We start from the raw sequence: 21,265 nt of genomic DNA, 5'->3' as shown, positions 1-21,265 counted from the left end.
CCCCCGGCCATCGCTGGCGGGGCGCCAATGCCGCTCGATATGAGGCCCGTCCCATGCATACCGCCGCACATGCCGCTCCCCGGGATCAGCAGCAGCTGACCCGTCTGATGTTTCGCAAGCTCATGCCGTTGCTGATCGCGGCTTATGTCCTGAGCTTCCTGGATCGCACCAACATCGCGCTGGCCAAGCACCAGCTGGATATCGACCTGGGCATTTCCGCCGCGGCCTATGGCCTGGGCGCCGGGTTGTTCTTCCTGACCTACGCGTTGTCCGAGGTGCCGAGCAACCTGATCATGCACAGGGTCGGCGCGCGTTTCTGGATCGCCCGGATCATGGCGACCTGGGGCCTGATCTCGGCCGCCATGGCCTTTGTCCAGGGCGAGACCTCCTTCTACGTCCTGCGCCTGCTGCTGGGTATCGCCGAAGCGGGGTTGTTTCCCGGGGTGATGCTGTACCTGACCTACTGGTTCGACCGCCAGCAGCGGGCTCGGGCCACAGGCTATTTCCTGCTGGGCGTATGCCTGGCCAACATCATTGGCGGACCACTGGGGGCGGCGTTGATGAAAATGGACGGCCTGCTGGGCTGGCATGGCTGGCAGTGGATGTTCCTGCTCGAGGGGTTGCCGGCAGTGTTCTTCGCCTGGGTAGTCTGGCGGCACCTGCCGGACCGTCCGGGCAAGGCTCGCTGGTTGAGTGACGAAGAAGCGCTGGCCATCGAACAGCACCTGGCAAGGGAGGCCGATGAGGGCGCAGGGCAGGGCGGACATTCGTTCCGGCAGTGCTTCACGCCACAGATCCTGCTGGCGATCTTTGTGTACTTCTGCCATCAGATCACCATCTACACCGTGATCTTTTTCCTCCCAGGCATCATCAGTAAGTACGGCAGCCTGAGCATCATGAGTGTCGGCTTGCTGAACTCCCTGCCCTGGATCGCCGCCGCCGTGGGAGCCGTGACCCTGCCTCGTCTGGCCAACAGCCCCCGACGCTCGCGGCGCCTGCTGGTCCTGGGGCTGCTGGTGATGGCGTCAGGGCTGCTGATGGCCGCGGTTTCCGGTCCGGTACTCAGCCTGTTGGGTTTCTGCATCGCCGCGCTGATGTTCTTCGTGGTGCAGTCGATCATCTTTCTGTATCCGGCTTCCCGGCTCAAGGGAGCCGCGCTGGCCGGCGGACTGGGCTTCGTGAACTGCTGCGGCCTGCTGGGCGGGTTTGTCGGGCCTTCGGTGATGGGAGCGATCGAAATGACCACGGGTGATGCCACGAACGGTCTCAAGATGATTGCTCTGGTGCTGCTGGTGGCGGCACTGGTGGCAATGCGTTTGCGCCAGGGACAGGAAGATCGGAGCCAGGCGGAGGGTGCGGCAAGGAGGCCAGTGAAACAGCACTCGATGTGATCGATCACGGCCGGCCTGGCTCAGGGGGAACAGGCCGGTTGCCCGGGAATGCGGATGTCCTTGCCCGCGAGCCATTTCGGTACGCCTGGATAGACATTGAACGGATCGAGCTGGCTGCCGTCGACCCTGGCTTCGCGGACCTGGTAGCGCACATTGCCGCTGGCCGTCAGGCGCGCGCCTGCCCCCTCGCAGTGGACCGACAGCGCCGAGTGCTCTCGGGCTGGTAGCTGGCGCACCAGGGTGCTGTAGGCCAGGTTGACCACGACGTTGCCCGAGGCCTGCTGCGGCAGCGAATCCAGCGGGTTGACGACAGGGCGTATATCCAGGCGGTAGACCTGTTCTCGCTCTACCTTGTGCAGGGGCCTGAGGATGACCGTCTTGCTTTGCCCAGGACGTAGCGAGACCTTGAACGGCGAGGCGTACAGGGGCGGGTTCTGCGACTGGGTGATGGCTTCGAGGTTCTCGGCTTCCAGCTCGACGCCCGGATTCAGCAGCCGTGACAGGCTGATGGATACGTATTCGGCACGTTCGCCGAGGTTGCTGATCTCCATCGTCATGGGTTCTTCATGCACCACCAGTACCTTGGGCTGAACGTCGATCACCGCCCAGGCCGTGCCTGGCAGCAGGACATGGGCCAGGCACAGCCAGAACCACGGAGGGTTGCCGCTGGATTGTCGATGTTGCGCTGAGCGTTGCACGATGCCGGCCATTTCAAGGATCCACGGCGACGGGTTCGAAGGTCAGTGACAATTCTCCGCTGTAGATGCCGCTGGTGTCCTTGAAGGAGCCGGCGGGAGGGAGGGCGGTTACCGCGAGCTGGTAATAGCCCGTGGAGTCTTCGCCCGCGATAGGGGCCCGGGGGTTCTTGAACTGGGTGTTCCGGGCTACCGCCAGGAGTTTCATCGGCTCGCCCTCCAGGCCGAGACTGACCCTGGGCTGGCGAAATACCAGGGCGGCGTTCTTGAGATGGCGAATCTGTGGCTCCGCGTCCATCCTCACCTGGAACACCCCGGTGGACGACACGATACGCAGCCGGACCTGGGTTTCATAAGGCGAACTCCAGGCGCCCGGCTGCTGCATCTCCAGGCCCTGATTGAACCAGCCTCCCTGGGCATCGGTTACCAGCAGGTTGTTGGGGTTTTTCACGAAGGCCGTGATGCTGCTGGTGGTCTTGCCACCGAGAATCACCTGTGAAGCATGGGCCAGCGGTAGCAACGTGGCGGTAGCGAGCAGCATGCCAAGCGAGAGAGTGCTCTTCATGGGATATCCCTGGTTGGAGGCAGAGGTACTGCCATTTGATAGATCAGCACGCCGTAGCCGACATTCAGCGACAACGGGGCGGACTGCTGGTCGGGCGTGGTGGTTTCGATGACGACCCGCTGGCGCGGCCTGAAGGTCAGCCGCCAGACGCGGTGCTGCATGGGGGCGGACAAGGTGCGCAAGGTCATATGGCGTTTCTGCCCCGGTGACAGCACCAGGCGTCGGGGCGACACCAGCAGTGATGGAGCCCGCACCTGCTCGATGGGCGTCAGCACCTCCGGCGACTGCCCCGGGTTGAGCAGCAACTCTTGCTGTACATCCAGGAACAGCGGGGTATCGCCAGTGTTTTCCACATGCAGTTCCGGCATGCGTCCGCCGGGTTCCAGGCGCAGCACGCTGTCGGAGAGCTGCAGTACTCCGGCAGCCAGGCTGCATGCCGGGAGCAGCAAGGTCGCTACTCCGGCGCACAGGAGCGTTTTATGCACCCGATTCACGGCTGGAACAATGCCCATGGCGCACTCGGGGCTTGGGGAGGGCGTGAGCTATGCATCTTTCTCTCGCGGTATTCGTCAGTGAACATCAGCGGCAATCCAGGGCTATCGGTTTTTCATCGAAGTTGAAGGTCAGCTGCTTGCCGGGGAAGAAATGTGGGGTGCCGGGGAACACGGCGACGCGGTCCTGTTTCGAGCCATCGGCGGTCCTGAGATCGGAGAACAGCAGGCGTACGCTACCGGTGTTTTCCAGCAGCACGCCGCCTTCCTGGCAACGATGGCTCCAGGTTTCACGCTGGTTGGCGGGCTTGGGCATGTGGCGGACCAGCACGCCATAACCCACCGCCACGGAAACCGGTGCGGCGATTTTCTCCGTCGTTGCGTTATCGATCTGCAGCGAGCGCACGGGAATGACGTAGACCCGGTACAGCTCCTCGGCCTGGGGTTCATGCAGGGACCTGAGGCTGACCTTGCGGCTTTGACCGGCGCCTAGGGTGATCCTGTCGGGATTGGCCAGCAGGCCGGGCCTATCCAGTTCGCTTACCGGCACCTTGACCTCCGGGGCCAGTCCCGGGTTTTGCACTTTTTGCACGGACACCGAAAGATAGAGCGGCGCGTCGCCGAGGTTTCTCAGGCTGATGCTGTGTTCGTGGTTGTTGTAGACCTTGAGGCTGGCCGGCATCACCATCAGTTCACCTTCCGCATGAGCAGCGGTCGACGCGAGCAACAGCAGGCCGGGCAGGGCCAGTCGTGCCGGAGTGCGGAGGAAATTCATCGAGGGAGGCTCCTGTTCTGGATCTGGTCATTCATTGCAGCGGTACTGGCTCTGGCTGCCGTCGATGGTTTTCGAAAGGTCGCAGCGATAGCGTTGCTGGCCTTTCTCGACCGTGATGCCGGGCAGGACGGACTTGCTGGAGATGGAAAACAGGCCGTTGGGGTAGGCCGTGTCGCCGGTCTCGACGATGCGACCGCCCACCGGTTTGCCGGCGGGGTCCACGAGCAGGCCGCTGTAGACCATGTGGATGTCCACCTTGGCGTCGGCGGAGTACACCTGTCCGGGGTGGGCGCGGATGATGTTGGCCGGGACCTCGATGTTCATGTCCATGTCTTCGCTGTTGGTGAGGACGCGGGCGAATGCGACGTCGCCGTAGTTCCCCAGGGGCACGGCATAGGTACCGTCGCCAGCAACCGGATGGCCCTCCACGCTGAAGCCGTAGGGGGTATCGCCGATTGCCGGAGTGCTGAGCAACATGGCGCTGCCGCCCGGACTGTAGCGACCCAGGGAGATGCCCTGGGAGCTGGCGGCGAGCATGCCGCGATAGTTGAAGTCGGCGTTGCTGGTATCGGAATCGTGCCCGAGGTTGAGGGACACGTCGCCGCGGGTACCTGAACGGCTGGCGTAGGCGTTGACACTGTTCTTGCTGTCCAGCCGGCTGACCGTCATCCCGGCGGTGGAGGTGCCGTAGCTGTCCTGGAACTCCTTGCGGTAGTCGCCGCTGACCTGGGTCTGGCCACCTACCCGAGCTGCGCGGAAGCTGGCCTGGTTGCGGTCCAGGGTCCAGGTCATGTTGAAGTACACCGAGTAGTCGCTCTGGTCCAGGCTGCTGTAGCCGCCTTTCTGCACGCCGAGCACGAAGGATGACCACAAGCCGTTGGGGCGGTAGTTCCAGCGCAGCTCGGCCTGCTGGATCTCGCCACGACTGCGCTTCTGGTAGTTGTAGCCGGCCGTCACGCCCAGCAGGTTGCGGCTGTAGGACACGTAAGTGCTGGGCATGCCCTGATAGAAGCGCGAGACGCCGGTGTTCTGGTAGCGGTTGAACGACAGGTTGCCGAGCACGTCGTCGTTCATGCTCAGGTTGACGTAGCCTCCGGTGCTGCGCTCGCCACTGAGCAGCCCGATGGTCGGGGTCAGGCTGGCCGAGCCGATGGTGCTGGGGCGGGTGGCGTTGAGTTCGGTCGCCCAGCGCGAGTCACCGCTGACGGCGGAGGCGTTCATGTAGAACTGGCTCATGTTGCGGCTGGCGCTGGCCTGGAGCAGGCGGCCGCCGTCGTACATATCCTTGCCGGCGGTGATGTGCCAGGAATTGCTGCCGCCGCCGGCGAAGTTGAGGTTGTTGATGTCGCGGATCTCGCTGTTGACCACGTTGCCGCTGCGGTCGACGAGGCGTACCTCCACCGGGTAGTAGCCGCCGGGCATGTCCAGGTAGCTGAACTCGTTGCGGCCTAGGATGGCCGGGCGTTTGAGGATCAACCGGCCGTTGCGGTAGAACTCGTAGTTGCCCTCGCGTGCGGAGTACAGCACGAGGGAGCCGACGTCGCGGTCGGAGCGCAGGTTTTCCTGGCTGCCCAGGGTGACGAACTGGTCGAAGCTGGGAGTCAGCAGGGTGCTCACTGCGCCTGAGGCATAGTCCACGCTGTCCTGCTTGCCTGCCCGCAGGTAGGAGGAGCCGAAGTTCTTCTGCAGGAAGTAGGACGAGACGTCGTGGTCCTGGCGACTGTAGCCGCGGACTTCACTGCGGTTGGCATACCAGTTCATGTAGCCGAAGCTTTGCGAGGGCATTCCCAGCCAGGTGCTGCCACTCAGGTTCATGGCGCGATAGCCATCGGAGGCGCCGCGCAGGTCCAGCGACTGGTTGTTTACCAGCCCCCAGCTGGTCTCGGGCTGCAGGTAGTCGTTCTTGGAATCTCGCAGGCTCAGGGTTCGCCGCTGTTTGTCGATGCTCACGTGGTATTCGTCCAACGACAGGTCGCAGCCCTGTTGGCACTGCCTGTAGTCGATCCTGGCGAGCACCCTGCGGATCACATTCTGTTCCTCGACGGTAATGCCGTTCTCGGTGTATTTGCTGGCGTCGAACTCCAGCCGGTTGTGTGTCACCGAGTAGGACACCAACCCCGGCAGGGTCTTTCCGTTGAGCGTGGAAACGTAGGTGGCGCTGTTGTCCATCTCGACCGCGCTGAAGCCTTCCGGGACTCCGTAGGAGATCTTCATCTGGGCGAAGGCTGGAGTCTCAGCGACGGCGATCAGGTAAAGCGATAGCTTTGCCAGCCGAAAGGGGATTCGATGGATGCGCATACCAGGGGCTTTTGCTCTTGATAAGGTCAAAAAAACCCAGGCCCAGAGGACCTGGGAATCAATCAAGATCGGGCTACCGCAGGGTTATGGCCCAGTGGAGGAGACAGGTTCGAATACCATCACCAGGTCGCCGCTGTAGGTGCCACCGTCGTTGCCAGAAGTACCGCCAGGAGCTTCGGCGCTGATCTTCAGGTCGTGGATTTCGTCGGTGCCGCCGTCCAGGGCAATGGATTGCTTGACCTTCAGGGTATTGCCGACGGCCAGGGTGCCTTCACCGGCGGAGTGGCCGAACTTGACGGTGGGGTTGAGCATTTCCTTGCTGCCGTTGCTCAGCTTCAGGGGTTGGGCCAGGGAGACGTTGAAGTCGGTGCCCTTGGTCCAGACGCGGATGGGCAGGGTGCGAGAGAACTTGCGCTGCTTGTAGTCCTCGGCCTCCAGGGCCTCGGTGCCATACCAGGTGGAACCATCAGGCTTGGAGACGAAGATTGCGTCGTTGATCTGCGCGGTCAGGGTGATTTTCTTGGTCACCCCCTCGTCAGCTGCGTGGGCCATGCCGGTCAGACCGAGACCCAGGGCCATGAACAAGACGGATTTGTTGAGTTTCATCGTTCGATTCCATTGCTAGAAAAATACGCGCGCGGTCCGCATCGAATGCGGGTGGCACGGGTCCGTTCGGATCCGTGGCGGATTCTTCCAGTCGTGCTGGCATGGCAACATCAGCTGATTCCTAAACTACCGAGGAGCGACGCCAGCGAAGAAAACCAGGCTTTCGGGCGAGCTCGATATGCTTCGGATCGAGGGCTGCTCTGCAGGTAAAAAGCGGCCTCTGGGGGAGGGAAAAGGAGAGGCAGAGGGCTCATGTCCATGACTTCCCGCTGAGGGCAGGTGGCCATCGGCGAGCAGGTCGACAAAGCGCGAAGCGGCCAGGATTGGCCGACCCGCCAATGCCGTGTCAGGGTAGGGTTAGCCAGAGCGGCAAGACTGGCCAGTCGGAGAGATGGGGCTGGAACGGGTCGCGGCGCAAGGGGCCAGCGGCTCATCGAGAACGGAGGTGGCCGCTGCGCCTGGCCCGCAGCGGCTCGGTGGTTGATCGCAGTTCCAGGCGACGCCGGCCAGAGTGGTGGCCGGCCCCGGCTATCTATTCAGCAGCTCGAGGATGTCCTCGTGCAGCGCCCTGGGCAGGAACACCCCGGCTTTCTTGCTGCGCTCCCGGGCCTCGTAGCGACGCTGGGAAGGCAAGCGCGCGCCCTGGTTGATGATGGCATCGAACAGGGCCTGCGCACGCTTGGCGCCTTCCTCCGGCCTGCCGTTGGAGAACAGCTGCGGGTCGAAGGCCAGGATCAGCTCCCCGTGGAGCGGGGTGGCGCCCACGCCTTGGTCAAACGCCATGGACTCCATGCTCGTCATGTCGTTGATCAAGGCACCTGCCAGCAACTCCACCATGGCGGCGAGGGCCGAGCCCTTGTGTCCGCCGAAGGTAAGCATGGCGCCCGACAGCGCTGCCAGGGCATCGGTGGTGGGCTGACCGTCACTATCGATGGCGCAGCCCTGCGGCAGCGGACTGTTTGTGCGTCGGTGCAACTCGATGTCACCCCGTGCGATGGCGCTGGTAGCGAAGTCGAAGACAAAGGGATCGCGCCCAGGACGTGGCCAGCCGAAGGCAATGGGGTTGGTACCGAAGACCGGCTTGCTGCCGCCTGCCGGTGCAACCCAGCTATGACTCGGAGTGAGGGCCAGTGCCGCGAGGCCTTGGGCGGTCAGTGCTTCGATTTCCGGCCACAGGGCCGAGAAGTGATAGCAATTGTTGATCACCATGGCCGCCACACCGATCTGGCGCGTCTTGCGCACCAGGACCGGTAGCGCCGTTTCGAATGCCAAGAGCGAGTAGCCCCGGTGGGCGTCGACGGCGACGATACCGGCGCTGCGGTCGCTGAGAGTGGGCTGGGCTTGTGGGTCGACCTGGCCTTCGCGCATGGATTTCACGCACACCAGCAACCGGTACAGGCCATGGGAATGGCATTCGTCGGCCTGTCCGCTGGTGACGGTTCGGGCGATGGCTTGCGCATGCGCCTCGGAAAAGCCGTTGCTTGTCAGTACGTCGATGGACAGTTGATAGGCTTGGTCGAGCGACAGATTAATCAAGTCAGACATGGAACTTATCCTTGGGTCCTGAGTGAACATTGGATAGGTCGAGGGCCGGCCGGGCACCCAGTCTGGTCGCTGGCCGGCCCTCTGCAATCGCCCCTGGCGATACGCCGTCAGCCCTCGCGCTGGCCATTCACCAGGCGCGACAGGCCGCCAGGATTGGTTTCCTGGATGACCGCAGGCAGCAGTGCGTCCGGGAAGTTCTGATAGCAGACTGGACGCAGGAAGCGGGCGATGGCTGCGGTTCCCACAGAAGTGGAACGGGAGTCGGAGGTGGCCGGGAAAGGCCCGCCGTGGACCATGGCGTCGCAGACCTCGACACCGGTCGGCCAGCCATTGACCAGGATTCGCCCAGCCTTGCGCTCCAGGGTCGGGAGCAGGTGGCGAGCGGTCGGCACGTCGGCATCGTCCATGTGCAGGGTGGCGGTCAACTGCCCCTCGAGGTGTTCAGCGACCTGCTGCACCTGGGCGGCGTCATCGCATTCCACCACCAGGGAGGCGGAGCCGAAGATTTCCGCCTGCAGCGCCGCCTGCTCGAGGAAGTCCCGTGCGGTGGCGAGGAACAGGTGGGTCTGGCACTGGTTCGGGCCTTGTCCCTTGAGCCCGGCTCCCAGCACCCGAGCGCCGGCGTTGCCGGCCAGGGCTTGCAGGCCGCTTTCATAGGCCTTGAAGATGCCCGGTGTCAGCATGGTCTGGGCAGGGCTGCGCTGTACCGCCTCCCTGGCTGTGGCGACAAAGATATCGAGATCCTCTCCCTTGACGGCGATGACCAGCCCGGGGTTGGTGCAGAACTGGCCAGCTCCCTGGTTGAGCGAGGCGACGAAACCCTCGGCCAGTGCGGGGCCGAGGTTGTGCAGGGCATGCTCGAACAGGAAGACCGGGTTGATCGAGCTCATCTCGGCATAGACCGGGATGGGCTCAGGACGAGCTTGGGCGGCCTGGGTCAGGGCGATACCACCACTGCGTGAACCGGTGAAGCCTACGGCCTTGATGCGTGGATCGCTTACCAGGCCGATCCCGATCTCGACGCCAGAGCCGTACAGCAGGGAAAACACCCCGGGAGCCAGGCCGTGTTCGACCAGCGCCTTGCCGATGGCCCGGCCCACCAGTTCGCTGGTGCCCGGATGGGCGCTGTGTGCCTTGACGATCACCGGGCAACCGGCCGCGAGGGCCGAGGCGGTATCGCCACCGGCCACGGAAAAGGCCAGTGGGAAATTGCTGGCACCAAATACCGCCACCGGTCCCAGGGCGATGTGCCGCTGGCGCAGATCGGGGCGAGGCAACGGCTGGCGCTGGGGCAGGGCTTCGTCGACGCGTACGTCGAGCCATTCGCCGGCCCGCACCGTGCGGGCGAAGGTGCGCAACTGGAAGCAGGTGCGGCCGACTTCACCCTGGATCCGTGGGCGAGGCAGACCCGATTCCGCCACGGCGCGGTCCACCAGTACGTCGCCCAGCGCCTCGATCTGCTCGGCGATGCTGTCCAGAAAGGCGGCACGTTGTTCCAGGGAGGTTTCGCGATAGCTGTCGAAGGCGGACCAGGCCAGCGCGCAGGCCTGCTCGACCTGTTCGCGGGAGCCGCCGTGATACGCCGGCTCGAGGGCCTGGTCGGTTGCCGGGTTGATGGCCTTGATTGCATCACGGTTGCCCTGCACGGCTTGCCCGCCGATGAGCATTTTTCCTGTCAGGTCCATATCAGGCCTCCTGAAATGACAAAGGTATCTACCTGTCGCCTGATAGAGGACGGAGACAGGGGATGGGGAAATGCAAGCGGCGCGCATGGGCGCGCCGCTCAAGGGGAAACAACCGATGCCGTCAGGCCAGGTTGTGTTCTTTCGACCAGTTGGCATACCAGGTACGGAACAGCTGGTACTGGGCCTCGGCGTAATTGCGCTGGGCGTCGCTCAACACGTCGGTCTCATTGAAATGCAGGGTGTATTCCAGGTCGCCGTTGAGCACCATCAGGTGCTTGTAGTAGAGCACCAGGTCGCAGCCTTCATCGAACGACGACAACACGTGCAGCGCCGACTCCAGTTCCAACGCCAGGCGGCGAGCCCTGGCATCACCCTTGGCTGCCTGCTTGCTCAGGGCCACCAGTTGCAGCACTTCACGCGGCAGGGCGTTGCCGATACCGGTGATCGAACCGGTGGCATTGCAGTTGACGAAGCCGTTCACCACGTCGGTGTCCACGCCCACCATCAAGGTCACGGCGTCATCCTTGGAGGTGATGAATTCGGCGGCATAACGGCTGGCCGCGGCGCCCCCGAACTCCTTGAAGCCGATCAGGTTAGGGTGCTCGCTGCGCAGTTCGAAGAACAGGTCGGCACGGGTGGCGAAACCATAGTAGGGGCTGTTGTAGATGACCGAGGGCAGGTTCGGTGCTGCCGCCAGGATGGCCTTGAAGTGGGCCTTCTGCGCGACCAGCGAGGCACCGCGGGACAGCACGCGAGGGATGACCATCAGGCCATGGGCGCCGACCTTGGCCGCATGGGCCGCGTGGGATACCGCTTCCCGGGAGTTGACGGCTCCGGTGCCGACGATGGTCGGGATGCCGGCGGCCACCAGGCGGGCAACGCCTTCCTGGCGCTCGGCTTCGGTGAGCAACGGCCAGTCGCCCATCGAGCCGCAATACACCACGGCGCTCATGCCTGCCTCGATCAGCTCGCGGCCCTTGCGCACCAGGGCATCGAAATCCGGTTTGCGATCTGGTGTGCACGGGGTCATCAGTGCGGGAATGGTACCGGTGAAAATGTTGCTCATGACGCTACCTCATGGTTTTGGAGTGTGTTGTAGCTGCATCTATGGCACTGCCCCAGATCCTTGGGTGGTCGGGTTGGGTGCGCATAATCGAATATCGTATACGTTATATAATCGATGTCGGTTGAAGTAAAGCCTTGCCTGGTATTTCAGTGGACGCCAAGGGGAGCAGGTGTTCGATGGGCTCATCCGTGAGCCGGGGGGAGCGAAAGACGATCAGCGTTTCGACGTGCGCGCCACGGCGTCCCGGTCGACCTCTCGCAACGACATGCCACGGGTTTCCCGGGCGGCCGCGACGGCGATGATCGAGATCACCGCGGAAGCGACCAGGTACCAGGCAATGGGGGTCGAGCTGTTGTATTCCTTGAGCAGGGTGATGGCGATCAATGGCGCGAGAGAGCCGGCCAGGATCGGCGCTACCTGGTAGCACAGCGATAGCGCGGTGTAGCGCACATGGGTCGGGAACAGTTCCGACATCAGGGCGGAGTAGGGCGCATAGGTCATGGATTCGATGGCCAGGCCCAGGGTGATCGCCGCCATGATCAGCCAGGCGTTCCCGGTATCCATCATGGGAAAGCCGACGAACCCCCAGAAGCCGGTGAGCACCGCACCGGTCAGGTACACCGGCTTGCGGCCGACGATATCGGACAGGTAGCCCATCAAGGGAATCATGAAGAAGTGCAGCAGGTGGGCACCGAACATCAGCAGCAGGATCTGCGAAGTGTCCTTGTGCACCACCAGCTTCAGGTAGGTGATGGAGAAGGTGACGACGATGTAGTACAGGATGTTTTCGGCGAAGCGTGCACCAATGCCGATCAGCACTTCACGCCAGTACTGGGTCACGACCTCGATGACCCCCAACTGGTCCTTCTCGATCTTCTGCTGGCGTGCCTGGGCCTCCTTGAAGATTGGCGCATCGTCGACCCGGGTGCGGATCCAGTAGCCGATCAGCACCACGACGGCGGAGAACCAGAAGGCCACCCTCCAGCCCCAGTCGAGAAACTGGGCTTCGGACAGGTTGGTGGACAGGAGCAGCAGGATCACCGTGGCAATCAGGTTGCCGGCCGGCACCCCGGCCTGTGGCCAGCTGGCCCAGAAGCCGCGGCGGTTGTCCGGGCTGTGCTCGGACACCAGCAGCACCGCGCCGCCCCATTCGCCACCGAAGGCGAAACCCTGGATCAGGCGCAGCAGCACCAGTAGCACGGGCGCGGCATAACCGATCCGTTCGAAGGTCGGCAGGCAGCCCATCAGGAAGGTGGTGATGCCCACCACGACCAGGCTGATCTGCAGCAGATGCTTGCGGCCGACCTTGTCGCCGTAGTGACCGAACACCAGCCCGCCGATGGGCCTTGCCAGAAAGCCCACGGCATACAGGGCGAAGGCCGCGATGATGCCGTCCATGGCACTGCCGGTCTGGCGGAAAAACAGTTGGCCGAAGACCAGGGCCGAAGCCGTCCCGTATAAAAAGAACTCGTACCACTCGGCCACGGCACCAGCCATCGCTGCGGCCACCACCCGCTTGATCCCCGCGGGTGCCTTCCCGTCCGTTCGTTCCAGTTCGCGAGATGTCGCAGAAGTCGTCGAGGTCATCGATGTCGCACTCCGATACGTATTGTTAGGGGGAGTTTCGCCAGGGACTTCAGCCCGCCGCCCTTCTCCGATACAGGGTTGGTAGCGTGGGTGAAGTCATTTTTTATACTGTATTTCGTATACGATATATTTTAAAGCAAGAAAGAGGCCATAACGTTGTGCATGGCGTTGAGCCCCGATTTTGGCGGGTTGGCGGTCAGGGGATGGCAGTTGGAATTGGCGAGGTGAGCAGGAAGGTGTTACGGCAGGTGGCACTGGCCGGGCCAGTGCCACACAAGGGAGCACTCAGTGTGGCAGGTGTTCGTACAGGCTCTGGCACACGCCGTTGATGTGATTCTCGATCAGCCTGGCGCTGAGTTCGACATCCCGGGCGCGGCACGCGGCGACGATGTCCTTGTGCTCGTGGTCGGCCCGGTCCTTGCCCGCCGACAGGCTCATCTGCATGCGCAGGTAGCGTTCGATCTTGTCGTGGATCGAACGGATCAGGTTGACCAGGAACGGGCGCTGGGCAGGCTCGTAGAGGCATGCATGCAGTTCCCAGTTGAGTTCGGCCCAGCGCCCGATGTCGTCTTCCCCGATGAACTCGGCGCAGATCGCCTCGGCCCTGGCGAAGGTCTCCTCGGTCATGTTGGGCACGGCCAGACGAATCGCCTGGACCTCCAGCAGGACCCGGACCTCGAACATCTGCGCCAGCTCGGGTTCGGAGATCCGCGTGACCAGCGCGCCCCGATTGCGATGGAAATCCACCAACCCTTCAGCCTCCAGGCGCTTGAGTGCCTCGCGGACCGGGATCTTGCTCACGTTGAACGCCTGGGCGATATCGTCCTGGCGAACAGGTTCGCCCTCGGCAAGCTGGCCGGAAATGATCGCTTCGCGCAGGTGCTTGGCAATTATTTCCGAGGTCGAGGGCGTGACACCCAGGTTCGGTGCTTTGTTGAAGGGAAGTGGCACGGAGGTTACCGACGGAGGTTGAGAGTGCGGATATCTTATACGAAACCCCGGGGCTGACAAAAACCGCGCCATGCCAGGCCGCGACATCTGTCTGGACGCCAGCCATCGCGCCTTTCTACACTGGGCGCCGACTGGGTCATGGGGCATCGCCGATGAATCGCAATGAACTGCGCAAGGCCGACATCAACCTGATGGTGGTATTCGAGGCACTGATGCTCGAACGCAACGTCACCCGGGTGGCGGAGAAACTGTTCCTCGGCCAGCCCACCATCAGCTCCGCACTCAACCGGCTGCGGGCGATGTTCAACGATCCGCTGTTCATTCGCGTCGGCCATCGCATGGAGCCCACCGCCCGTGCCGAGCAGCTGATCCAGCACCTGTCGCCGGCCCTGGATGCCCTGTCCTCGGCCTTGAGCCTGACCCACGACTTCGATCCTGCCAGCAGCACCATGACCTTTCGCATCGGCCTGTCCGACGATGTCGAATTCGGTTTGTTGCCTCCCTTGCTGCGGGCTTTGCGCCAGGAGGCGCCGCAGGTGGTGGTCGTGGTCCAGCACGTGGATTACTGGCGGATTCCCGACCTGCTGGCCTCCGGCGATATCACCGTCGGCATCAGCCAGACCCGGGGCCTGCCGGCCAATGCCAAGCGCAAGTTGTTGCGCCATATCACCCCCAGCGTGCTGCGGGCCGATGCCAGCGACACGCCGATGAGCCTCGACGAATACTGCGCACGACCCCATGTGCTGGTGTCCCACACTGCCAACGTCGCCGGCTTCGCCGATGAGTGGCTGGCGGAGATCGGCCGTACCCGCCAGGTGGTGCTGTCGGTGCCGCAGTACAGTTCGCTGCCGGCATTGCTGGCCGGGACCACGCTGATCGCCAGCCTGCCCGACTATGCAGCCATGGCCATGGCCGTCACGGGGCAGCTGTACTGCGAGCCGTTCCCGTTCAAGACCCCGACCCTTGACCTCTCCATGGTCTGGCTCAGCCACGTCGATACCGATCCCGCCGAACGCTGGTTGCGTTCGCGCCTGGAAGCCTTCATGAGCGAGCGCCCGCCAATGCCGCCCGGCACCTGAGGGTCGATACCGGCGCAAGCGGGCGCTGGCATTGTTGGCGGCGCCTGCTTTGCTCAGTACATCCCAGTGGCAATCCTCAACCGGCGGAGAATGTCCATGAGTCGATCCCGTTCCCTGTTGCGTGGCCGTGGCAGCCACGACAGCGGCAAGGTGGGCATGGTCGAGCTGTTTTTCGACCTGGTGTTCGTGTTCGCCGTGACCCAATTGTCCCACGCGTTGCTGGCGCACTTGTCGCTCGGTGGTGGGGTGCAGGTGGCGCTGCTGATGGTGGCGGTGTGGTGGGTGTGGATCTTCACATCGTGGATCACCAACTGGCTGGACCCTGAGACGCTGCCGATCCGCATCGGGCTGTTCGTACTGATGATCGCCGGGCTGCTGTTGTCGTCCTCGATTCCCAAGGCCTTCGAGGAACGGGGCCTGCTGTTCGCCGCAGCCTATGTGTTCATGCAGGTGGGGCGTACCGCCTATTCGCTGTGGGCGGTGCGTGGCGAGCCGGTGAACATGACCCGCAACTTCCAGCGAATCCTGTTGTGGCTGATGTTCTCGGGCGTGTTCTGGGTGGCCGGCGGCCTGCTGCACGGCCCAGGGCGTCTGGTCTGCTGGGCCCTGGCCCTGGCCATCGAAGTGCTGTCGCCATCGGTGTACTTCTGGGTGCCGGGACTGGGCCGGTCGACCCTGGAGGACTGGAATATCGAAGGCAACCACATGGCCGAGCGCTGCGCGCTGTTCGTGATCATCGCCCTGGGCGAGTCGCTGCTGGTTACCGGTGCGACCTTCGCCGAGCTGACGACGACGGCCCAGGGGGTGCTGGGGTTCATCGTGGCGGTGATCGGCAGCATTGCCATGTGGTGGGTGTACTTCGACAGCGGTGCCGAGCGAGCCCATCACCGTATCGCCCATTCCGCCGATCCCGGGCGCCAGGCGCGGATCGCCTACACCTACATTCATCTGCTGATCGTGGCCGGGATCATCGTCAGTGCAGTGGCCGACGAGCTGGTGCTGGTTCATCCGGACCACGCCAGCCAGGCGGGGGTGCTGGTGATCGTCGGTGGACCCTGGTTGTTCCTGCTCGGCTGTGCCCTGTTCAAGTGGGTGATGAACGACCGGCCCTGGCCGCCGTTGTCGCACTTGGCGGGTTTGGCCAGCCTGGCGCTGTTGCTGCCGGCAGCCTGGAACCAGGTGTTTTCTGCCCTGATGCTGGGGAGCCTGACCAGCCTGCTGATGGTGCTGGTGGCCGCCTGGGAAACCCTGGCCCTGCGCGAGCGTGCGGTCACGGCGGGGCAATGAAACCAATGGTTGATTCAACGTTTGCGGCGCTTGTGTAGTATGGAGCGCCTTTAACCCTGACCGACACGGAGCTTTGCCATGCCGCACCTGCATATGGAATACACCGCCAACCTGCCGCAGTTGGATGCCGACAAGGCGCTGCTGCGCTTGAATCATGCGCTGGTGGCTTCCGGTCAGTTTTCCGACGAGTTCGACATCAAGAGCCGTGCCGTGAAGGTCGATGCGTTCCGGGTTGGCACCGGCCTTGGCGAGCGCGCTTTTGTCCACATCAAGCTGGCCCTGCTCAGCGGGCGTTCGCCGGAAATCAAGAAGCAGCTGTCCGAGAGCCTGCTGGCGGTGCTGCAGGACCTGGCCCCCTGGCCGGCAGAGCTGCAGGTTCAGCTGTGCGTGGAGATCCTCGACATCGATCGGGCCTCCTACACCAAGGCGGCCATCGGCCACTGACCAAGGCTGTGAGCGCAAGGCGCGTTGCCGGGTATTCAACAGGCGCCCAGCAGACCGTTGAAAAACGCAGGCGAGGCAGTCAGCACAGGGCCAAAACAGGCGAGTAAGCGCAGTTTACGTGTGGTAAATGAGCATTTTGACCGGGCTGGCGCACCAGCTTGTTTTCAACGCAGCGATGGTAGCGCAGGTGGTTTTTCAACGGCCTGCTAGAGCAGGCCCGGTTCAGCGCAGACCTTGACCACCTGCTCGCGGAACCAGGCCTGCGCGCTGTTCTGGTCGGTGTTTTCGCTCCAGTGCATTTCCAGGGTGAATCCCGGCAGGCCGGTGGGCGCTTCGCAATGGTTGAACACCGCCTCGTTGGCCAGCAATGCCTGGATGCGCCGGGGCAGGGTGAGGATGAAATCGGTGCCGGTGATCATCTTCAGTGCCGCGCTGTAGCTGTTGGAGCGGGCGACGATCTGCCGTTGCTGGGCCTGGCGCGCCAGCCAGCCATCCACCATGTTGCTGTCGCTGGTCCAGGGCGTGGGGAAGACGTGACGTCGCTCGACGAACGATTGCAGGCTGAAGCGCGCTTGCGCCGGTGGCGTCGCGCGCTTGTCGAAGACGCACACCAGGTCATCCTCGAGCAGCATCTGCGACTTCAGGTCGGCATGGCTGCGATGGAAGTTGGGGCCAAAGCCAATCACCAGGTCGAGGCTGGCGTCGCGCAACTCGTCAGCGGGAATGTCCGCTTCCAGCTTTTGCACATTGACCGTCACCGGCAGGTCGGCGTAGTCAAAACCCTTGAGCAGGTGCGGCAGGATCAGCAACTCGAAGTATTCCGGGGCGCAGAGATTGAAGGTCACGGCCTGGCGGGTCGGATCGAACGTCGGCACGTCGCTGTGGCACCGGTTGATGCTGTCCAGGATCTTCAGCACATGGCTGTACATGCTGGTGGCCTTGTAGGTCGGACGCATGCCGGTACGGGTGTTGATGAACAGTTCGTCCTGGAAACCGGTGCGCAGTTTCTTCAGGCAGTAGCTGACGGTGGACTGGCTGACGCAGAGGGTTTCAGAAACTCCGGTGACACTGTTTTGCTCGTACACGGCGACAAAGACCATGAGGTCCTGCATGTCGAGTTTTCTGAGCATGTTGCTGATGAGCATCCGATCCATCCCGCTGGGCACCAGGCGCCGGTGGCGCGCAAACCGGATCGATGCTAGCGGAACGATCGTCCTAGTTAAATGCCCGGAACGGGGTTTCGCGGACAGCAACGAGACATAAAATTCCGATAATACGACTTGTTCAATGTCGGGCCGAAAGCTGTCCCATGTTCAGGGGGGCTCTCACGCCATGGCGGGCTTCGGGCGACTGCTGCGCACCAGGCCGAACATGCCCAATGCCACCAGCACTGTGCCGAACAACTCCCCGGGCTGCGGGACCTGGCCGTGCCATGACCAATGGAACAGGGTCAGGAACAGGGTGCTCAGGTAGGCATAGGAAATCACCGTGGAAGGGGCGATGACCCCGATGGCCCGGTGCAGCAGCCAGAAGGTCGCCAGGGTGGCGAACAGCGCCAGGTACAGCAACCACAGCAGGTCGTGGCTGGTGAGCAACGTGGCGCTGCGCCAGCCGCCGCTGGCCAGGGAGGCGATGAACAGGAACAGCGAGCCGAAGAGCATGTTCCAGAACGTCATGGTCGCCGGGCCCAGGCCTTGCAAGATGCTGGCCTTGAAACGCTGGCTCAGCGGCGGATAGGCGGCCATGGCCAGGCAGCCCAGGGCGTAGACCCCCACCGCATACCACGAAGGCCATTGCCCCGGAGTGCCGCCCTTGAGGATCAGCAGCAGCGCCCCCGCAGCGGCCGTCAGCATCGGCAGCAGGCGGCGGCGCCGGCTGTCGCCGGGCAGCAGCCAGCCTTCGAACAACAGGGTCAGCAGGGGCACCAGGGTGTAGAGGGTCCCGGTGTTGACCGCCGAGGTGTAGCGCAGGGCCTCGAACAGCGAGCCGAAGTACAGCGCCAGCAGCAGGCCCAGCACGCCATGGGCCGCCAGCCCGGCAAGGCTCGGCACGCGCAAGCCCTTGAACCACAGCAGCGGCACGAACATCAGGGCCGAGAACAGCAGGCGCAGGGCCGTCAGCAGCACGGGATCGATGGTCTGGCCGACTTGGGCGGCGGCGAAGAACGAGGCGGCAATCAGCCCGGCCCAGAGCAGCATGCCGAGGTTGGCCTGGGTGAAACTCACAGGGTTCATGCAGGCCTCCCGGGCCACAGTGCGGGGCGATTCAATGGATATGTCGCTGGTAGTGCCGGGGATCGAAGCGCAGCGCCATGAGGATCATCACCAGCATCACCGCGGTCAGTGACCACCAGGCCCATTCGAAGCTGCCCAGCTGGTCGCGGATCATCCCCGCCAGCAAAGGCGACAACCCGGCGATCAGGTAGCCGATGCCCTGCACGAAAGCAGTCAGGCCACCGGCACGGCGCGGGTCGTGCAGGTGATCCAGGGACACGATCAGGCTCATGGGGAACAGCCCGCCGATTCCCAGGCCCAGCAGGCATGGCCAGAGCAGGCTCAAATGCTGCGGGCTGAGGATCAGGCCGCAGAAACCGGCGATGATCAACGCCAGCAGGACCACCAGGACCAGGCGGCGATCCTGGCTACGATTGGCGATGGCAGGGGTGATGAGGCCGGAGATCACTTCCATGGCGGTGAGAAAGCCCAGCAGCAAGCCGGCGTTCTGTTCGCTCCAGCCATTCTCTACGTAGTAGGGCGCAAGCCAGGCCAGCACGCAGGTGTAGGAAGCGGTACCCAGGCCGAAGAACACCGCCAGCAGCCACGCCCGACGGTTGCTGGCGAACGACTCGCGGCCGCTGCCGGAGGCCGGCAGGCCGGGCAGCGTGCGGCGCTGGGCGTACCAGAACACCAGGGCCAGCAAGGCCAGGATGGCCCAGATCGCCAGGCCCAGGCGCCAGCTGCCGGTGCGGTTCATCACCAGGGGCGCGAAGGACGCCGCGATGGCAGCGCCACCCATGATCGAGGTGACATACAGGCCCATGAACAGCGATACGTTGTTGGCGAAACGCGACTTGATCAGCGCCGGCATCAGCGCCTGGATCAGGGCGATACCGATGCCGGCCAGCACGGCGCTGAGAATCAGTTGCACGGCCGAGTCCATGAACAGCCGGGAGACCGTGGCCAGGCCGATGATCAGCAGCGACAGGACCACCGTACGGTGTTCGCCCAGGCGCTGGCTGAGGCCCATGCCGAAGAACATCGCCAGGCCCATGGCCATGACCGGCAGCATGGTCAGCAGCGAGGCCAGGCTGAAACTCAAGGGGATATCGCCACGAATGCCCGAGAGCAACGGGCCGACGGCGGCCATCGACGGCCGCAGGTTGAGCGCCACCAGGACCACGCTGACGATCAGCCAGGGTGCGGGGCGGGATGTTGCACGGACACTTTCCATAACCAGGCCTTCAAGGAGCAGGGGGCTGATTAGGCGGGGCCGTGGGAGGGGAGGGCAAATCAGAAAGTTTGCAGCACTATTTAGAAATTAAATAAGTGGCAAGCCGCAAGCCGCAAGCCGCAAGCCGCAAGCAAGCATGGCGCTTCTTGCAGCTTGAGGCTGGTGGCTTGCCGCTGCCTTTAGAACGGCTTGGTCGGCAGGTACTTGCCGTCCAGGGTGATCACGGCGCGGGAGCCGCCTTCGGGGTCCTCGACCTTCTTGATGTCCAGCTTGAAGTTGATGGCGCTGATGATGCCATCGCCGAATTGTTCATGGACCAGGGCCTTGAGGGTCGAGCCGTAGACCTGGAGCATTTCATAGAAACGGTACACGGTCGGATCGGTGGGGATGCCGCCAGGGATGCTGCCGCGCAAGGGAATGCTCTGCAGCAGGCGGCTGGCATCCTGGTCCAGGTCGAGCTTGTCGCACACCAGGTCGGCTGCAGTGGCCGGCAGCGCGTGCTGGCCCAGCAGGGCGGCGGTGACGAAGGCCAGGCTCAGTCCGGTACCGTCGGTGAGGTCTTGCCAGGACAGGTTCTTGCGGGCCTTGGCGTCGATGATGGTGTCGGCCAGGGCCAGGCGTGGGGCTTGGGCGAATTGGGATTGCAGCATGGGTGGATTCCTCTTGGGTGAGTGAAGGATGTGGCTCAAGCAGCGGTTGCAGGACGGCTGGCCAGGGCACAGGTCTGCGGGTGCTGGGCCAGGGAAACGAAGCGCCGGGTGTGTCCATCGAGTGCGGCGATGGCGCCGCTTTCGATGTCGTAGACCCAGCCATGCAGGTTCAGCCGTCCCTGTTCCAGGGCCAGCGCCACCGAGGGGTGCGTCTTCAGGTTAGCCAGCTGGGCGATGACGTTGTCCCGTACCAGCGCATCCAGGTGCTCGGCGGGTGTGGCGTGCTGGCGTGCGGCGTTGATCACCTTGGCCGATTCGGCATGGCGCAGCCAGTTGGCCACGGCGGGCAGGTGGTCGAGGCATTTGCAGGTGGAAATGGCCGTCATGGCGCCGCAATCGGAATGGCCGCAGATGACGATGTCGCTGACCCCAAGCACCGCGACCGCGTATTCCACCGTGGCCGAGACGCCGCCGGGCTCGGGGCCATAGCTGGGCACGATGTTGCCGGCATTGCGGATCACGAACAGGTCGCCAGGCTCCTGCTGGGTCAGCAGTTCCGGTACCACCCGGCTGTCGGAGCAGGTGACGAACAGCGTGCCAGGGTTCTGGGTGCTGGCCAGTTGCTTGAACAGCTCGCTGCGTTGCGGGAAGGCTTCGCGCTGGAACTTGAGGAAGCCGTCGATGATGTGCTGCATGGGAG

At 63.6% G+C, this 21,265-nt stretch carries 20 protein-coding genes; 4 read left to right on the top strand and 16 right to left on the bottom strand.

Going from position 1 to position 21,265, the window contains the following annotated elements; translation table 11 throughout:
- Positions 1 to 53: 53 nt before the first annotated feature.
- Positions 54 to 1,391, top strand: a complete 1,338-nt coding sequence (locus LGQ10_RS11580) for an MFS transporter (protein WP_226525608.1) — start codon at positions 54 to 56, stop codon at positions 1,389 to 1,391.
- Positions 1,392 to 1,411: 20 nt separating this feature from the next.
- On the opposite strand, the gene LGQ10_RS11575 is transcribed toward LGQ10_RS11580, so the two are convergent.
- The 11 genes from LGQ10_RS11575 to LGQ10_RS11525 form a co-directional block, all read right to left on the bottom strand.
- Positions 1,412 to 2,101, bottom strand: coding sequence for a hypothetical protein (locus tag LGQ10_RS11575; protein ID WP_226525607.1), 690 nt, complete (start codon positions 2,099 to 2,101; stop codon positions 1,412 to 1,414).
- Position 2,102: 1 nt separating this feature from the next.
- The gene (locus tag LGQ10_RS11570) at positions 2,103 to 2,651 is read right to left on the bottom strand and encodes a hypothetical protein (RefSeq protein ID WP_226525606.1); all 549 of its coding nucleotides are present in this window, start codon (positions 2,649 to 2,651) and stop codon (positions 2,103 to 2,105) included.
- Complete coding sequence (locus LGQ10_RS11565; RefSeq protein WP_226525605.1) at positions 2,648 to 3,163, bottom strand: hypothetical protein; 516 nt, start codon at positions 3,161 to 3,163, stop codon at positions 2,648 to 2,650. The genes LGQ10_RS11570 and LGQ10_RS11565 overlap by 4 nt, the downstream gene beginning before the upstream one ends.
- A 67-nt stretch (positions 3,164 to 3,230) precedes the next feature.
- Positions 3,231 to 3,917, bottom strand: coding sequence for a hypothetical protein (locus tag LGQ10_RS11560; protein WP_226525604.1), 687 nt, complete (start codon positions 3,915 to 3,917; stop codon positions 3,231 to 3,233).
- Positions 3,918 to 3,944: 27 nt separating this feature from the next.
- Entirely contained in the window at positions 3,945 to 6,215 is a 2,271-nt protein-coding gene (locus LGQ10_RS11555) for a TcfC E-set like domain-containing protein (RefSeq protein WP_226525603.1), read from the bottom strand.
- A gap of 84 nt (positions 6,216 to 6,299) precedes the next feature.
- Positions 6,300 to 6,821, bottom strand: a complete 522-nt coding sequence (locus tag LGQ10_RS11550) for a CS1 type fimbrial major subunit (protein WP_058433764.1) — start codon at positions 6,819 to 6,821, stop codon at positions 6,300 to 6,302.
- A gap of 528 nt (positions 6,822 to 7,349) precedes the next feature.
- Positions 7,350 to 8,366, bottom strand: coding sequence for an Ldh family oxidoreductase (locus tag LGQ10_RS11545; protein WP_319003951.1), 1,017 nt, complete (start codon positions 8,364 to 8,366; stop codon positions 7,350 to 7,352).
- 107 nt (positions 8,367 to 8,473) lie between these two features.
- Positions 8,474 to 10,051 carry an aldehyde dehydrogenase (NADP(+)) gene (locus LGQ10_RS11540; protein WP_226525602.1) on the bottom strand — a complete coding sequence of 526 codons (1,578 nt, stop codon included), beginning with the start codon at positions 10,049 to 10,051 and terminating at the stop codon, positions 8,474 to 8,476.
- A 121-nt stretch (positions 10,052 to 10,172) separates the two neighbouring features.
- Positions 10,173 to 11,117, bottom strand: coding sequence for a dihydrodipicolinate synthase family protein (locus LGQ10_RS11535; protein WP_058433987.1), 945 nt, complete (start codon positions 11,115 to 11,117; stop codon positions 10,173 to 10,175).
- A gap of 213 nt (positions 11,118 to 11,330) precedes the next feature.
- Positions 11,331 to 12,704 carry a fosfomycin efflux MFS transporter AbaF gene (gene abaF / locus LGQ10_RS11530; RefSeq protein WP_319003950.1) on the bottom strand — a complete coding sequence of 458 codons (1,374 nt, stop codon included), beginning with the start codon at positions 12,702 to 12,704 and terminating at the stop codon, positions 11,331 to 11,333.
- 285 nt (positions 12,705 to 12,989) lie between these two features.
- Positions 12,990 to 13,655 carry a GntR family transcriptional regulator gene (locus tag LGQ10_RS11525; RefSeq protein ID WP_058433985.1) on the bottom strand — a complete coding sequence of 222 codons (666 nt, stop codon included), beginning with the start codon at positions 13,653 to 13,655 and terminating at the stop codon, positions 12,990 to 12,992.
- A 152-nt stretch (positions 13,656 to 13,807) separates the two neighbouring features.
- Here LGQ10_RS11525 and LGQ10_RS11520 point away from each other — a divergent pair, with 152 nt between their 5' ends.
- The 3 genes from LGQ10_RS11520 (at position 13,808) to LGQ10_RS11510 (ending at position 16,465) form a co-directional block, all read left to right on the top strand.
- Positions 13,808 to 14,734 carry a LysR substrate-binding domain-containing protein gene (locus LGQ10_RS11520; RefSeq protein ID WP_058433984.1) on the top strand — a complete coding sequence of 309 codons (927 nt, stop codon included), beginning with the start codon at positions 13,808 to 13,810 and terminating at the stop codon, positions 14,732 to 14,734.
- A 96-nt stretch (positions 14,735 to 14,830) separates the two neighbouring features.
- Positions 14,831 to 16,021: a low temperature requirement protein A gene (locus LGQ10_RS11515; RefSeq protein WP_226525600.1), complete on the top strand. Its 1,191-nt coding sequence runs from the start codon at positions 14,831 to 14,833 to the stop codon at positions 16,019 to 16,021.
- Between the two features lie 78 nt (positions 16,022 to 16,099).
- Entirely contained in the window at positions 16,100 to 16,465 is a 366-nt protein-coding gene (locus LGQ10_RS11510) for a 5-carboxymethyl-2-hydroxymuconate Delta-isomerase (RefSeq protein ID WP_058433982.1), read from the top strand.
- 206 nt (positions 16,466 to 16,671) lie between these two features.
- Here the strand turns inward: LGQ10_RS11510 and LGQ10_RS11505 are convergent, their stop codons facing one another.
- The 5 genes from LGQ10_RS11505 to LGQ10_RS11485 all read right to left on the bottom strand — a co-directional run bounded on the left by LGQ10_RS11505 (position 16,672) and on the right by LGQ10_RS11485 (position 21,260).
- Positions 16,672 to 17,610: a LysR family transcriptional regulator gene (locus tag LGQ10_RS11505; protein WP_058433981.1), complete on the bottom strand. Its 939-nt coding sequence runs from the start codon at positions 17,608 to 17,610 to the stop codon at positions 16,672 to 16,674.
- Between the two features lie 180 nt (positions 17,611 to 17,790).
- On the bottom strand, positions 17,791 to 18,699 hold the full coding sequence (locus LGQ10_RS11500) for a DMT family transporter (protein WP_226525599.1): 909 nt from the start codon (positions 18,697 to 18,699) through the stop codon (positions 17,791 to 17,793).
- Between the two features lie 31 nt (positions 18,700 to 18,730).
- Positions 18,731 to 19,915, bottom strand: a complete 1,185-nt coding sequence (locus LGQ10_RS11495; protein WP_226525598.1) for a cyanate transporter — start codon at positions 19,913 to 19,915, stop codon at positions 18,731 to 18,733.
- A gap of 179 nt (positions 19,916 to 20,094) precedes the next feature.
- Positions 20,095 to 20,565 (bottom strand): cyanase, encoded by a 471-nt coding sequence (gene cynS, locus LGQ10_RS11490; RefSeq protein WP_058435364.1) that lies wholly within the window; start codon positions 20,563 to 20,565, stop codon positions 20,095 to 20,097.
- Between the two features lie 35 nt (positions 20,566 to 20,600).
- On the bottom strand, positions 20,601 to 21,260 hold the full coding sequence (locus LGQ10_RS11485) for a carbonic anhydrase (protein WP_226525597.1): 660 nt from the start codon (positions 21,258 to 21,260) through the stop codon (positions 20,601 to 20,603).
- Positions 21,261 to 21,265 lie beyond the last annotated feature (5 nt).

The organism is Pseudomonas sp. L5B5 (assembly GCF_020520285.1).
Lineage (GTDB): Bacteria > Pseudomonadota > Gammaproteobacteria > Pseudomonadales > Pseudomonadaceae > Aquipseudomonas.
Note: the sequence above shows the minus strand (reverse complement) of the source record. Positions and strands in the feature narration are given on the sequence as shown.